Source organism: Fibrobacter sp. UWB2 (assembly GCF_002210425.1).
Lineage (GTDB): Bacteria > Fibrobacterota > Fibrobacteria > Fibrobacterales > Fibrobacteraceae > Fibrobacter > Fibrobacter elongatus.
This window is the reverse complement of sequence record NZ_MWQK01000006.1, coordinates 144,260-158,604: the sequence shown is the minus strand read 5'-3', so window position 1 is coordinate 158,604 and position 14,345 is coordinate 144,260. Positions and strand designations below refer to the sequence as shown.

The window sequence follows — 14,345 nt, the reverse complement described above, 5'->3', positions numbered from 1 at the left end:
TCGAAAATAGAAAACTTCTTACGATTAATATTATCTTTGAGCCATTATGGCAGAGCAAAACAAGCGGATTCTCAAAGATTTTTTGAACGAACTGGTCGAAAAGTTCAATGGACACCGTTCCGATATTTCGTCTGAAGACGTTTTGGAACAATTTATGGCATGGGCAGAAGCCCGTGGGACTACGTTGTACCCAGCGCAAGAAGAAGCTATTTTGGAACTTTTGGACGGCAAGAACGTCATTCTAAATACGCCCACCGGAAGCGGAAAGTCCATGGTCGCATTGGCGCTCCATTTTGATAGTCTTGTGCACAACCGCCGTAGCGTTTACACCTGCCCCATCAAGGCGCTCGTGAACGAGAAGTGGATGGCGCTCTGCAAGGAATTCGGCGCAGAAAACGTCGGGCTTTCGACCGGCGACGCCACCGTCAACCGCGACGCCCCCATTATCTGCTGCACAGCAGAAATTCTTTCGAACATGGCGCTCTGCGAAGGCGAAACACTCACCATTACAGACATCGTGATGGACGAGTTCCATTACTATAGCGACAAGGAACGCGGTGTCGCCTGGCAAGTTCCACTTTTGACGCTCCCGCAATCGAGATTCCTCTTGATGAGTGCCACCGTTGGCGCTACGGAATTTTTCGAACGCGACATGACTAAGCACACGGGCCGCGAGTCCGTAACCGTCCGCTCCACGCAACGCCCGGTACCGCTCGACTTTAGCTACAGCACCACCGAAATTTCGACCGAAGTGCAAAAGCTTGTGAACGAGGGCAAGGCTCCTGTTTACGTCGTCCATTTTACGCAAGCGGCTGCGGCAAGCAATGCGCAAAACTTTATGAGTCTTGACCTCTGCACCAAAGAAGAAAAAGTCAAGATCAACGAAGCGATTAAGGAAGTCCGTTTTGCAAGCCCGTATGGTCCGGATGTCAAGCGCTGGCTCAAGCAGGGCATCGGACTCCACCACGCGGGGCTTTTGCCGAAGTACCGCATTCTCTGCGAAAAGCTCGCCCAACAAGGTTTGCTCAAGGTCATTTGCGGAACAGACACGCTTGGCGTGGGCGTGAACGTTCCAATCCGCACAGTCCTTTTCACACAGCTCTGCAAGTACAGCGGCGACAAGACCGCCATTTTGACAGCACGAGATTTCCACCAGATTGCAGGTCGCGCAGGCCGTAAAGGTTTTGACAATGTCGGCTACGTTGTCGCACAAGCGCCAGAACATGTCATCGAAAATCTGAAACTCGAAGCGAAGTCGCGTACGACAGGAAAAAAATTCCAAAAGAGAAAGCCGCCTGAACACGGTTACATTCCGTTTGACGAGAACACGTTCAAGCGATTGATTGACGCATCTCCGGAACCGCTGACATCAAGCTTCCAGGTGAATCACGGGATGCTTTTGAACATCTTGAGCCGCCCGACGGACGGTTGTCGCGCCATGCGTGCGCTCCTCAAGGATTGCCACGAAAGTGCAGCGAGCAAGAAGCAGTTGCAGCACCGCGCCTTTTTGCTGTTCAGGAGTCTCGTCGAAAAAAAGATTATCGAGTTCGTGCCCGCTGTTGCCGAAGGCTACAGCCACTTGCGCGTGAACATGAACTTGCAAGACGACTTCTCGATGAACCAACCGCTTTCGCTTTACCTGCTCGACACGCTACCAAAGCTCGACAAAGATTCGCCGGAATACGCACTGGACGTGATTACCTTGTGCGAAAGTATTCTCGAGAATCCCGAAGCGATTTTGCGCATCCAGCAGAGCAAGGCTCGCGATGCCCGCATGAACGAGCTCAAGGCGCAAGGCATGGAATACAACCAGCGCCTCGAAGAACTTGAAAAAGTCGAATACCCGAAGCCGTTGCGAGACTTCATTTACGACACCTTCAACGCATTCGCCGATATCCACCCGTGGGTGGATGAAAACATTGAGCCCAAGTCCATTGTGCGCGAGATGTTCGAGAATTTCACGACGTTTAGCGGTTACGTGAAGCAGTACAACCTGCAGCGCATGGAAGCGATTTTGCTCCGCCACTTGAACGGAGTTTACAAAGTACTTTCGCAGACTGTGCCTGACGGCTACAAGAACGAAGAACTCCTGGAAATGCAGGACTACCTCGGCGAAATGATCCGTCGCGTGGACTCCAGTTTGCTCGAAGAATGGGAAAAGATGGCACACCCGGAAGATTACCAGAAACGCTTGGACGAAGGCGCTTCCGAAGACGAAGTCGAAAAGGCATTCGGTGCAGACAAGGCTGCCGCCGACATTACCTACGACAAGAAGCGATTCCTCAACATGGTACGCCAGCGCATTTTCCAGATTATGATGAGCTTGCAAAAGCAAGATTTCTCGGATGTACTGGACAGCCTCGCCGACGACCTTGCCGAAGGCGAACTTTTGGCGGATGATGAAGGAACCCCGTGGACAGAAAAACGGCTCATCGAAACGATGGCCGCCTACACTGCCGAGCATCACAAGTTCCGCATGGATGTGGAAGGACGCTCCCTCACCCATACCATCGTCACGTACGAAGGGAACATTATGCAGATACAGCAAATGCTCCAGGACGAAGAAGGATTCAACGACTGGAGCATTGATTTCACGGTCAATCTCGACGAAAGCCGAGAAGCCGGAATGCCATTGTTAAAGCTTGCAAGAATCGGCGAAGTTTAATACATTGTCATGCCCGCGAAAGCGGGCATCTCCGTTTTAAGCGAAGTTTAAATTTAAGCCTCGCCGACAAATTCAAAGCCAGCTTCTTCAACAGCAGTCTTTAAAGAGGCCATGTCGATATCATCATCGTCGTGCCATTCCACGTGCAACGACTTGCTAGCAACATCGGCTTCGGCAAATACGACTCCATCGAGCGGGCGAACCGCCTTTTCAACGCACGCCTTGCAGTGGCTGCAATTCATGCCGTTCACGCGATACGTTTTAGAGACAGGCTCGGAATGCGCCAAGGTCGCTGAGCCTGCCGAAGCGCCGTGATGATGGTCATGTTCGCCGTGTTCATGGCATTCACAAGATTCGCCGCATTCGCAGTGGTCATGATCGTGATCATCTTCGCAAGAGTCCGCGCACTTGCAAGAATCTCCGCAACCGCAGCCACAACCGCAATGACCGTCACACCCCTTGTGCGCAAACTTTGCATACAGCATAAATGCGGCCAAGAGTCCAGCGCAAACGTAATCGAACACGCCTAAAGCCCCGTGCCCATGGCAATCTGCAGCACCTTGCGGGAGCATCGCCGAGAGGAACGTATCCATAAAGAACGTATCGACGATAAAGCCAAAGAACATCGCGCCAAAAGCAATCGAGAACAAGTATGCCACGAGCGTACGCTTGCCAAAAGCCTTACCGACCACAAGCATCGAAGCGATACTCGTTGCAGGCCCAGCCATCAAAAGCACAAGAGCTGCACCCGGAGTAATCCCCTTCGCCACAAGCGCAAGTGCAAGCGGGATAGAACCCGTGGCGCACGTGTACATCGGCATTGCCAAAAGCAGCACGCAGACCATGCAGAGAATTGGGTATTCACGCAATGCAAGGAACAGTTCATTTGGGACAAAAGCAGAGATTAATGCACCAAGCACAAGACCAATCATGAGCCATTTGCTCACATCGCCCACCATATTCACAAGGCCATAGCGGAACGTCTCTTTAATCTTTCTCGAGAACGTTGTTGCAGGCGCGTCATAATCATCTTCACAGCAACAACCGCAATGTTCGTGTTCATGATGATGTTCGTGATCGTGATGATGTTCATGATGATGTTCGTGTTTTGCCGAATCGCCATGCGCACCCACAGCCGCATTCCCAGCAGATTCGTTACGATCCGTTTCTCCGCGAGTTGCAAAGTTCGTCAGCACACCGCCAAACAACGCCGTCACAAACGCAGCCACAGGGCGCAAAATAGCGAACGGGAGTCCCAACAGCGAATACGTTGCCAAGATGGAATCCACTCCCGTCGCAGGAGTCGAAATCAAGAAACTCACGCTAGCGCCCTTGCTAGCGCCTTCCTTGCGAATTGCAATCGAAGTCGGAATCACGCCGCAACTACAAATCGGGAGCGGGACGCCAAAGATTGCCGCCCAGAGCACCGACGCAAAATTTGACTTTGCAATTTTAGGCACGTACAAATGATTCGGCACCCAGACATGCAAAATTCCCGCAAGCAAAAAACCTAGCAGCAAAAACGGAGCCATCTCCGAAAAAAGTGTGATAAACTCCCAGACAAAATCAGTAACCAAGTTCATTTTTAGACCCTCTTCTTATGCAAAATGTGAGCAAGACCCGTATTGAAAATCTCACCAATGTGCTCATCATCTAGCGAGTAATAAATCTTGCGGCCGTCACGAGTCGGCTTCACAAGATTCGCCGTGCGCAAGATGCGCAGCTGGTGGCTCACCACGGACTGTTCAAGATTCAGCTTTTCGGCAATGGCACTTACAGACATCTCGCCCGAAAGCAGCAAATGAATCACGCGAATGCGCGTCGTATCGCCAAAGAACTTGAAAAATTCAGACAGTTCAAAAAGCGTATCGAGCGAAATATTTTGCGTATTCGGTTCTTTATGCATATTTATACCTGTTTTAATAGTTTAAATATATGAACAACAATTCATATATACATATTTTCATTCAATACGGCAAGGGATTATCCACTCCAAAATGGCGCAATAACGTCTATTACGACACAAACCAAAGTTTTTCTTTATTATATTTTCATTACAAGTTAGGGTCCACCACTAGGGACGCCATAAAAAGGAGTTTTTATGAAGAAATTCGCAGCAGGTATTTTGACCGCGCTTTGCGCAACGGCAATCGCAACGGCACAACCGATTGATCAGCCCACCGAGTACACACAGCAAGCCGCCCCGGCTCAAGTAACCAACCAGCAAGCAGTTGCTCCTGAAGCACAAAACAACGAAGCCATGCCCATCGACGATCAGCAAGCAACCGTCGCTCCGAAGAAAAAAACTATCGGTTTCGGTGCACGAGCCTCGTTCATCTACGGCAACTTCTGGGGATTCAAGAACCTCGACGACCTTGACGAGCCCACTGGTTTCGGCGGTGATTTCGGCGTTGCAGCCAAATTCCCCATCATTAGCGGACTCACATTCACTCCAGAAATCGCCTTCCGTCTTTTCTACCTCGATCACGGCGATGACGATTACACAAGAAACTTCGACATGACTTTCCTCGACTTCGCATTCTACGTGCGTGGCGAAATCACGAAAGCATTCTATCTTGAAGTCGGCCCGCAGATTTCCATCAACACTAGCGGAAACTACAAAATCGAAAACGAAAGTGGTGCTTACGACAATTTCGAAAACATCGAAGCATCTCCTGTTGAACTTGGTATCAACATCGGTGGCGGATACTACATCCTCGACAATTTAAGCGTCGGCTTCCGTTGGTACATGGGATTCAACGAAGTATTCCCCGATGTAAAATATTTTGACGAACTCAACGCAGATGATTTTGAAGGTTCTAAGCCCAAGCGTAGCGTCAAGTGTTCCTTCTCCAACTTGAAGGGCGCCCACACGATGATGTTCAAGCTTGGCATTACCTACTGGTTCATTTAAGCTAAAATAAAAATGCGTTCGCTCCTGTCTTTAAATTTGCAACCGATTCTTTCTACCGAAGGCATGCGCAAGCTCGATGCCGCATCAAAAGAATTTTTAGCAAAAGAGACCACGAGCGAACCTTCTGAAAAAGACGTCATCCAAAGCGGATACACGTTAATGCAAGAGGCCGGGCTTGCGCTATTTAAGTTCGTTCAAGCAAAAGCGCTCGCCCCCATCGCAATTTTTATTGGCGGTGGGAATAATGGCGGAGACGGACTTGTACTCGCGAAGCACCTTTTGCAGGCCGGTATTCAAAGCACCGTCTTTAGTCTTGCTCCAGAAAGCAAATTCAAGAACGAAGCCAAATTAGCTCTTGACGATTTTTCGCAAGCAGGTGGTTCTCTTTTTGATTTCAAGAAAATCACCGAAGAACCCAAGCAAGCCTCACTCCTTTTGCACGAAGGATTCAAGCTCATCGTCGATTGCATGCTCGGAAACGGAGCCAAAGGCGAGCTCCGCACGGAATTTGCAACTGCGGCACAAATCATCAATGAAAGCGGGCTACCCGTCATCGCCGCAGACGCCCCTACCGGTTACGATTCTGCAACGCATGTTCGAAACAACATTTGCATTCAAGCGAATGAAACAATGTTGTTCGGATTTCCGCGTTTGGACGCTTACACAAAAGAAGGCGGCCCTGCATTCGGGAAAGCTGTCGTCGCTCCACTGAACTACCCCGACGAAGTCATCAAGCAATTTGATGAAAAGAATTACCTCATCACAGAAAATTCTATTTCGCAACTTTTACCCCAACGTAACGAATGGGGAGACAAGCGAAATCAAGGAACGGCGTTTATCATCGCAGGCTCCAAGGACATGCCGGGCGCCGCAACGCTTTGCACTGAGGCAGCCCTCCGCAGTGGTGCAGGACTTGTGACGCTCGCAACGACCGAAGCTATTGCGCCGATTATCCAAGCAAAACTTTCTGAACCCGTTTTTTGCAGTCTAGACGATTTCGGCAAAGACTCAGTGCACCGCGGAACGCTACGGCACGAAAACATTACAACGTTATTGGATCGAGCAAAACACGCAAGCGCAATCGCCATTGGCCCAGGCCTTTCAACAAACTTCGGCACGGTTGAAGCAGTCCTCGCATTACTCCCGCAGTTCAAGGTTCCAACAGTCATTGACGCCGATGCTTTAAATGCAATCGCAATGTTAGACGACGCAGAACCCAGATGCGGCATGGTATTTCATGACGAGAAGTCAACAATTCAGGCAGTCAACGAATACCTGCGCAATTTACAGCAGCCCGCCATTCTGACGCCGCACGTGCGAGAATTCGCAAGACTCTTCGGAGAGCTTCCAAACAGCACCGCCATTCCGAACCGTTTAAGAGAAATCGCCACCAGCACAAACAAAGTCATTTTGCTAAAAGGCGCCCCAACGTATATCGCCTCCCCCGATGGCAACATTTATATCATTCCCGTTGCGAATTCCGGTATGGCAAAGGGCGGTAGTGGCGACGTTCTTTCCGGCATCATCGTAGCACTCCTTGCACAAGGCTTGGCAGCAACCGAAGCGGCCGTACTCGGCGCTCTTTTGCACCAGAAAGCAGGTCGCATCACGCGCGAAGAACTCGGCGCATTCAGCATGCTCCCGAGCGACATCATCAAGAATTTGCACAAAGCGTTTTAATTTCTTTTTCCTCGCCTCGGCTCTTTTTTGCAAATTGCTACATTCCCTAGCATGGCAGAAAAGACTTTACTACTTCTCGATTCTTTCGCACTTGCGTTCCGCATGTTCTACGCTTACAGCCAGAACCCGCTCGTCAACAGCAAGGGCGAAGACGTTTCCATGATGCACGGCTACTGGGGTGCAGTTCTCCGCATTTTAGCAAAGCACAAGCCCACGCATTTTGCGATTGCCCGCGATGTCGCGCACACAAAGACTTTCCGCCACGAACTTTACCCGGACTACAAGGCCAATCGCGGCCCCATGCCCGAAGAAATGGCGGCACAGATGCCGCTTCTCTGCGAATCGATGGAAGCCAGCGGCATCCCACTTTTGTCGGAACCCGGCTACGAAGCCGACGACGTGATGGCAAGTGCCGCCGAAGCCGCCGTCAACGCCGGTTTCGACCACGTTGTCATCATCAGCAAAGACAAGGACATGTCGCAAATCGTGACCGACAAGATCCACCTTTTCCATTTGGAAAAAGGCGCCGACGGCATCGATTTTGGACCGCAGCAAGTCCTCGAAAAATACGGCATTCCTCCTGAAAAAATCCGTGACTACCTCGCCCTCATGGGCGACTCGAGTGACAACGTCCCAGGCGTCCCGAAAGTCGGCCCAAAGACCGCCATCCAGCTGTTGACCGAATACGGCGATATGGACAACATTTATGCAAACCTCGACAACATCAAGAAGAAAGGTTTGCACGACAATCTCGCGAACAACAAAGAACAAGCGTTCCTCAGCCGCGAACTCGTGACGCTACAAACAAAGCGCGCCTACCACGGTAACCTCGACGCTCTCGAATTCTGCGGTATCCACAGCGATACTCTCGAGAACATTTTCAGGGAACACGAAATCAACAGCCTGATTCGCTTGCTCGAAAACGTTCCGAGCAAAACCGGTTTTGTGCGCAAAGACGATAGCGGCGAATCTAGCGACTCTTCCGACGACGCGGCCGGCGATTCTAGCGAATCCGGCAAAGTCGTAAAAGCAAGTTTCCCGGCCGACCTCCCGCCCACCTACATCTGCGTTGATAACGAAGAAACTTTCGAACAGATGAAAAAGGAATTCGACGAAGCGACCGAAATCGGCATTGACACCGAAACAGACGGACTCGACCCGATGCAATGCAACATTGTCGGGCTTTGCCTTGCGGCCGCCGCAAAAGACGGTAGCGTTCCCAAGGGCTACTACATTCCGCTCGGGCATACCGACGATATCGGATTCCCGTACCCCGCCGGCAAAGGTGGCAACTTCGACTTTAACGTAACAAAGAAGTGGTTCGTTGAATTCTGGAACGATTCTTGCGCACACTCCGACAAAAAATCGAAGCGTTCCCTTGTATTCCACAACGCCAAATTCGACTTACACGTTCTCGCCCGCACCTTTGGACTCACGCAAAAGCAAATCGATTCCGCCAACATCATCGATACGCTCATCGCCGCCTGGATGCTCTCGCCAGGCCAAACCGGGCTCGGTCTCGACAATCAGGTCATGCAGCTTTTGCAGCACGAGATGATCCCGATCGAGAATCTCATCGGACGCGGCAAGAACCAAATCACGTTCAACCGCACGCCCATCAAGGACGCGACCGAATACGGCGCCGAAGACGCCGTGTATACGCTCCGCCTCTGGGCACCGCTCCGCGCCAAGCTCCAGAAGTACGACTACGAAAAGTACTTCTTCAGCCAGGAAATGCCGCTCCTCAAGGTACTTTACCAGATGGAAGGCGTTGGCGCATTCGTCGACACGAAGATTCTCAAGAAATTGCAGACCGATTTGGAACACCGCATCGAAAAGCTCGAAAAAGAAATCTGCGACATGGCAGGCTGCGAATTTAACATCGGCTCTCCCAAGCAGCTCGGCGAAGTTCTCTTTGACACGCTCGGCCTCCCCGAAATCAAAAAGCGCAGCACCGATGCCGCCGTCCTCGAAGAACTCAGCTTCCGCAGCGCACACCCGATTGTTTTCGCCGTCATCGAGTACCGCGAACTCAAGAAGATGCAGAGCACCTACGTTTCCGTGCTCCCGACACTTGTGAATCCGGATACCAAGCGCATCCACACGAGCTTTATCCAGTGGGGTACAGCAACAGGCCGCCTCTCGAGCCGCGACCCGAACTTGCAAAACATCCCCGTCCGTAGCGACCTCGGCAAGCAAATCCGCGCCGCATTCGTTCCGCAGAATCCGAACAACGTGATTCTCGCGGTAGACTACTCGCAAATTGAACTCCGCATGCTTGCCCACCTGAGCGGAGATGAAGCGCTCATCGAAAGCTACAAGGAAGGCATCGACATCCACGCCCGCACGGCAGCAGCCATCAACCGCGTAAGCCTCGAAGACGTAACCGCCGATATGCGCCGCGACGCGAAGGTCGTGAACTTCGGCGTGCTCTACGGCATGACCGCCTTCCGTCTCTCCCGCGACCTGAAAATCCCGATGGCACAGGCCAAGAGCTTCATCGATGGCTACTTCGAAATGTACCAGGGCGTGCAAAAGTTCATCGACGACACCAAGGCCGCCGCCCACCGAAACGGCTATGTCGAAACGCTTTCCGGCCGCCGCCGCTACATTGCAGGCATCGACAGTTCCGACCGCATGGAATCGCAAATGGCCGAACGCATGGCCGTGAACACCCCCGTGCAAGGGAGCGCCGCCGACCTCATCAAGATTGCCATGATCCGTATCCAAAAGCGCATCAACGATGAGAACCTCCCGCTCCGCATGATGCTCCAGGTGCACGATGAACTCGTGTTCGAATGCCCGAAGGACCAGGTCGAAGAACTTTCTGCCATGGTCAAGTCCGAAATGGAAGGTGCAATGGAACTTAAAGTTCCACTCGTCGCTAGCGTCGGATTCGGCAAAAACTGGTTAGAGGCGCATTAAGGCGGCGAATCTCACCCGCGCTGCTCCAAATGTTCTCAAAAAAAGTTCTCAAACGAATGTGATTTTAACCACGTTTGTTCTTACAAACTTGTTATTTATTTCTATGTAAATAATTTTTCAGTTGCGTTTCAAGCCTTTTTCATATATATTACTAGGCGTACAACGGGTGTATTCTTGAGTGTATGAGAAAAGGGATGTTTGAAATTGGGCAAAAACGCTCGAAAATGTTCTCAAAAAATTTCTAAAATCACTTAAATTTCACAAAATAAGGCACCCAATCACAAGTCTCAACAAGGAGTCTTAGACATGAGATTGAATACCTTTGGCATCGCATGCAGCTCGCTTCTCATGGCAGCATCAGCATTCGCCGCCCTCCCCAAGGCAACCGCATTGGTCGAACCGATGGGCATGGGTTATAATATCGGCAACACCATGGAAGTGCCGGAAAATCCGACTGCATGGGGCAACCCGCTCCCGACCGCCGGCTACATCAAGGCCATCAAGGCAGCCGGTTTCAATACCGTGCGTATTCCTTGTGCCTGGTATTCTCATTCTGACGCTCTTACCAAAGACATCGCCGCAAACGGCGGTACCGCAGACAACGGCAGCTACACTCACGTAGGCAAGGCCGCCGACTTTACCACCCCGACCATTGACGCCGCATGGCTCAAGCAGGTGAAGGACGTGGTGGACATGGTCATCGCCGAAGGCATGTACGTCGTCTTGAACTCCCACTGGGACGAAGGCTGGCTCGAAGACCGCGTTTATGAAGGCACGGCCAATCCGCGTAGCGGTTCCGGCGACATCGCCAACTCTTCCGCAACGACCAAGGCTCGCCAAGCCGCTTTCTGGTCTCAGATTGCATCTTACTTCAAAGACTATGATGAACACCTCCTCTTCGCAGGCGCCAACGAACCGGGCGTGAACGACCCGTGGGGTTCCAGCGGCCAGTGGGCATTCGATAACTCCCGTATGCAGATTTTGAAGGGCTACTACGACGCATTCATCACTTCCGTGCGTAGCGCAGGTGGCAACAACGACACCCGTACCTTGATTGTGCAGGCTCCGCGTACCGAAATGGATAACGCTCCGATGCTCAGCACTAGCTGGCCGACCGACCCGGCTGGCGAAGGCTACATGATGGCCGAAGTCCACTACTATCCGTATCAGTACTCCCTCATGACCGCCGATGAAGATTGGGGCAAGCAGTATTATTACTACACCGGACTTTCCAGCACGAATGACAAGGAACACAACATGGGCTGGAACGTTTACAGCAAGAGCATCGACAACTCCGCTCTCGGCACCCCGAACCAGATTGCAAAGGCTTTCGGCGAACTCAAGACGATGTTCTGCGACAAGGGCATTCCTGTAATTATCGGTGAACTCGGCGCCATCAAGCGCACCGGTCAGATTACCGACGCCGCAAACCTCAAGCTCCATTTGCAGGGCCGCGCCCTCTTCTACGGTGAAGTCGCTAAGAACGCCAAGGCTAACGGCATCGTTCCTTACGTTTGGGACACCGGTGCTGAAGACGACGGCAACATGACCATCATCACCCGCCAGAAGGGCACCTATGAAATTCTCGACCCGGATGTCCTGAACGCTTTGCAGAAGGCATACGGCATGGAAGGCAACAACAAGAGCAACCTCGACAGCCTCGTCAAAGAAAACGAAGTTCCTGAAACCGCAGACGGCAAGGGCGTCCTCATCACCTACACGAGCAAGACCGCTGACTCTAGCGAAACCGGCACACTCCGCATCAACCTCTCCGGCACCGCTAAGGATCTTTCCAAGTACGTCGGCCTCGAAATCCGCATGAAGGGCGAAGTCGCTTCTGCAGGTCCTTGCACTGGCGCAAGCGACGGCTGCGGCGAATACGGCTGGACCTCCATGGACCTCTTCATGATGACTGGCAGCGCATGGGCATGGTTCGACGCTAGCGTTTTGGAACAGGCCGACCAGCAACTTGACGCCACCACGTTCCAGACATTCCAGATCAAGTGGACAGACTTCCGCACCGAACCCACAGGCCTCAACTCTGCTAACGCTATCGGCCTCAACCTTTACGGCACGCAGGTTTCCGGCACCATTACGATTGACTACATCAAGGGCATCAAGGCTGACGGCACGACCGAAATGATTGACGACTTTGACAAGAAGCCCTCTACTGAAGGTACCGCATCTGGCAAGATTGTCGCCGTCTCCGGTTCCGGCTCCTCCGCCATCAAGGCCGTCGCCGCCAAGGCAACGGGTCTCCGCCTGAACGTCGCTCAAGGCTCCGTCACGGCAATGTTCAATGCCAACAGAGCTACTCGCGGTACGGCTATGCTCATGAACTCCATGGGCCAGGTCATCGCTCAGAAGAACTTCAATGCCCACGTCGGTGCAAACGAAGTCCAGTTGAGCACAAGTGCACGCGGCGCTGCAGTCCTCATCGTCAAGATGGGCAGCCAGAAGAGCGTACAGCAAGTCCGCCTCCGCTAACTTAAAACCCCTTGCATGTTGGAGTGTTTACTGCAAGGGAATAACAGAGAGACAAATCTCCTGTTGTTTAGGGGAAAGGGCTCGGCAATCGCCGAGCCCTTTTTCTTTTCCTCCTAACAATTTTCCGCTTTCTATTTGCGATTCGTTCCAAGCGCTTTCAGGAAGAAGTTTCCTTTATCGCCCGCTTTACCCGTTATAATGAACCTTATGGTAACGACTCGCTTGAGCACATTTTCAACTGTTGTTTTATACTTTTCGCCATTCGGAACTTTGTCCAGGTAAGCTTGTTTAAAATCATCCCACGCATAGCACATGGTCGATTCTCCAGAAGTCACCGGTAACGTTACAGATGGCCACTTGTAAATTTCATAGTCATCTTCTTCAACTACAAATCCTGCCGATGCCGTATCGAAATCCACCTCCAGCGAAACAGGATCCAAATCGAGCACTATGGGAATATCCGTTTTATAAGTAACGCAGACGCCGTTCCAGTTTGTGATATCGACAGCCTTGACCACGCCCGATTCATTATTCACCAGTTGGAAACCGAAGAGCGCCACCGGATCCACCTCAGCCGTCCCAACAAGCTTGACGCTACTGCACAGGCCGCCACATTCATCAATCACCTGTTCAAAGTAAAAGCCGTTATGGTCATCATACGCCTTGTACTTCCACCAGCCAAAAGACGAATTTTGGTCCGTATAGTCATACCACTTGCCCTTTGCTAGAGATTTCCAGGAATCATCCGCATAGAGCCCCGTCTTGACAGTCTTATCACCCGCAGCTCCGTCCCACAGGTCCGCAGGATTTACCACAGCCGGTTCCGCACTTGACGAGCTTTCGCCTTGATTCGCCTGAAAATCCGCAAGCGTTCCCAAGCTCTTGATATTGAACTTGTACTCTCCAGGAGAGGCTGAGATCACGAATCTGAATGCGACCAGTTGCTTAGCGGCCTTTTCTCCAGAATTTTCAAGCCAGTATTCCGGGACACCCGCAACGGCGGCAATCCAAGCAGGATACTTAAAATCGCTCCACTTAAAGCACTTTGTCACAGGCCCCGTAGTTACCGTCTTGGACAAGGCAACCGCAGGCAACGCTTCTCCAAGCAACGCATTCACGGAATCGCCCAAATCCAATTCCAAAGCAGGTGCCGCCTCCGATTCGTACGTAATGCAAACGCCTTCCCAATCCGTAACATCGACAGGAACAGGCTTGCCATTGTCGTCCTTTGCAAGCGTAAAGCCAACACCCGCAAACGGATTATAAGTCAAGGAATGCTTCGCCAAGGATACCGTTCCGCAAATGCCATCGCACGATTCGACAACGGTCCGTTCATCCTGTACACCGACCAAATCAGTCGGCCAGACCACAGAAGACGTTCCGCCCTTTTCAGCATCCGATTCCAAAGTCCAATGGCCATCCGCTTTTGCATTCGCGGGAAGCTTTGCGGCGTAGCGAGCGACATTGAGCGAGAAGCCGCCTGCGCTCGGATTCCACAAGTCGCCTTCGCGAGCATCAAAAGAACTGGACGAAGGAGTATCCACCGAACTTGATGAAAGCTCCCCGATTGTATTCGGTTCGACCGAAGTTCCGACAAGGCGGCCGTTATCATCGGAACATGCCACAAGCGCAATTGCCGCCGCACCGCATGCCGTATAAAGTTTCTTATTCATA

The 14,345-nt window shown here is 51.8% G+C and carries 8 protein-coding genes; 5 read left to right on the top strand and 3 right to left on the bottom strand.

Going from position 1 to position 14,345, the window contains the following annotated elements; genetic code table 11:
* Positions 1-46: 46 nt before the first annotated feature.
* Positions 47-2,665, top strand: a complete 2,619-nt coding sequence (locus B7982_RS12760) for an RNA helicase (protein WP_088661079.1) — start codon at positions 47-49, stop codon at positions 2,663-2,665.
* A gap of 53 nt (positions 2,666-2,718) precedes the next feature.
* On the opposite strand, the gene B7982_RS12755 is transcribed toward B7982_RS12760, so the two are convergent.
* Positions 2,719-4,248: an SO_0444 family Cu/Zn efflux transporter gene (locus tag B7982_RS12755; RefSeq protein WP_088661078.1), complete on the bottom strand. Its 1,530-nt coding sequence runs from the start codon at positions 4,246-4,248 to the stop codon at positions 2,719-2,721.
* Positions 4,249-4,250: 2 nt separating this feature from the next.
* Positions 4,251-4,571, bottom strand: coding sequence for a helix-turn-helix transcriptional regulator (locus tag B7982_RS12750; RefSeq protein WP_088661077.1), 321 nt, complete (start codon positions 4,569-4,571; stop codon positions 4,251-4,253).
* Between the two features lie 195 nt (positions 4,572-4,766).
* On the opposite strand from B7982_RS12750, the gene B7982_RS12745 reads away from it, so the two are divergent.
* The 4 genes from B7982_RS12745 to B7982_RS12730 all read left to right on the top strand — a co-directional run bounded on the left by B7982_RS12745 (position 4,767) and on the right by B7982_RS12730 (position 12,671).
* A complete protein-coding gene (locus B7982_RS12745; RefSeq protein ID WP_088661076.1) occupies positions 4,767-5,579 on the top strand; it encodes a porin family protein in 813 nt (270 codons plus the stop codon).
* A gap of 12 nt (positions 5,580-5,591) precedes the next feature.
* Positions 5,592-7,259 (top strand): NAD(P)H-hydrate dehydratase, encoded by a 1,668-nt coding sequence (locus B7982_RS12740; RefSeq protein WP_088661075.1) that lies wholly within the window; start codon positions 5,592-5,594, stop codon positions 7,257-7,259.
* A gap of 51 nt (positions 7,260-7,310) precedes the next feature.
* Positions 7,311-10,184 carry a DNA polymerase I gene (gene polA / locus B7982_RS12735; protein ID WP_088661074.1) on the top strand — a complete coding sequence of 958 codons (2,874 nt, stop codon included), beginning with the start codon at positions 7,311-7,313 and terminating at the stop codon, positions 10,182-10,184.
* Positions 10,185-10,490: 306 nt separating this feature from the next.
* Positions 10,491-12,671, top strand: a complete 2,181-nt coding sequence (locus tag B7982_RS12730; protein WP_088661073.1) for a glycoside hydrolase family 5 protein — start codon at positions 10,491-10,493, stop codon at positions 12,669-12,671.
* 131 nt (positions 12,672-12,802) lie between these two features.
* Here B7982_RS12730 and B7982_RS12725 read toward each other — a convergent pair whose 3' ends face one another.
* On the bottom strand, positions 12,803-14,344 hold the full coding sequence (locus B7982_RS12725; RefSeq protein ID WP_088661072.1) for a hypothetical protein: 1,542 nt from the start codon (positions 14,342-14,344) through the stop codon (positions 12,803-12,805).
* Position 14,345: the final 1 nt, after the last annotated feature.

Bases quoted from the DNA above. Each gene is read 5' to 3' on its own strand.
- B7982_RS12760 (WP_088661079.1), top strand. From the start codon at position 47: ATGGCAGAGCAAAACAAGCGGATTCTCAAAGATTTTTTGAACGAACTG.
- B7982_RS12755 (WP_088661078.1), bottom strand. From the start codon at position 4,248: ATGAACTTGGTTACTGATTTTGTCTGGGAGTTTATCACACTTTTTTCG.
- B7982_RS12750 (WP_088661077.1), bottom strand. From the start codon at position 4,571: ATGCATAAAGAACCGAATACGCAAAATATTTCGCTCGATACGCTTTTT.
- B7982_RS12745 (WP_088661076.1), top strand. From the start codon at position 4,767: ATGAAGAAATTCGCAGCAGGTATTTTGACCGCGCTTTGCGCAACGGCA.
- B7982_RS12740 (WP_088661075.1), top strand. From the start codon at position 5,592: ATGCGTTCGCTCCTGTCTTTAAATTTGCAACCGATTCTTTCTACCGAA.
- polA (WP_088661074.1), top strand. From the start codon at position 7,311: ATGGCAGAAAAGACTTTACTACTTCTCGATTCTTTCGCACTTGCGTTC.
- B7982_RS12730 (WP_088661073.1), top strand. From the start codon at position 10,491: ATGAGATTGAATACCTTTGGCATCGCATGCAGCTCGCTTCTCATGGCA.
- B7982_RS12725 (WP_088661072.1), bottom strand. From the start codon at position 14,344: ATGAATAAGAAACTTTATACGGCATGCGGTGCGGCGGCAATTGCGCTT.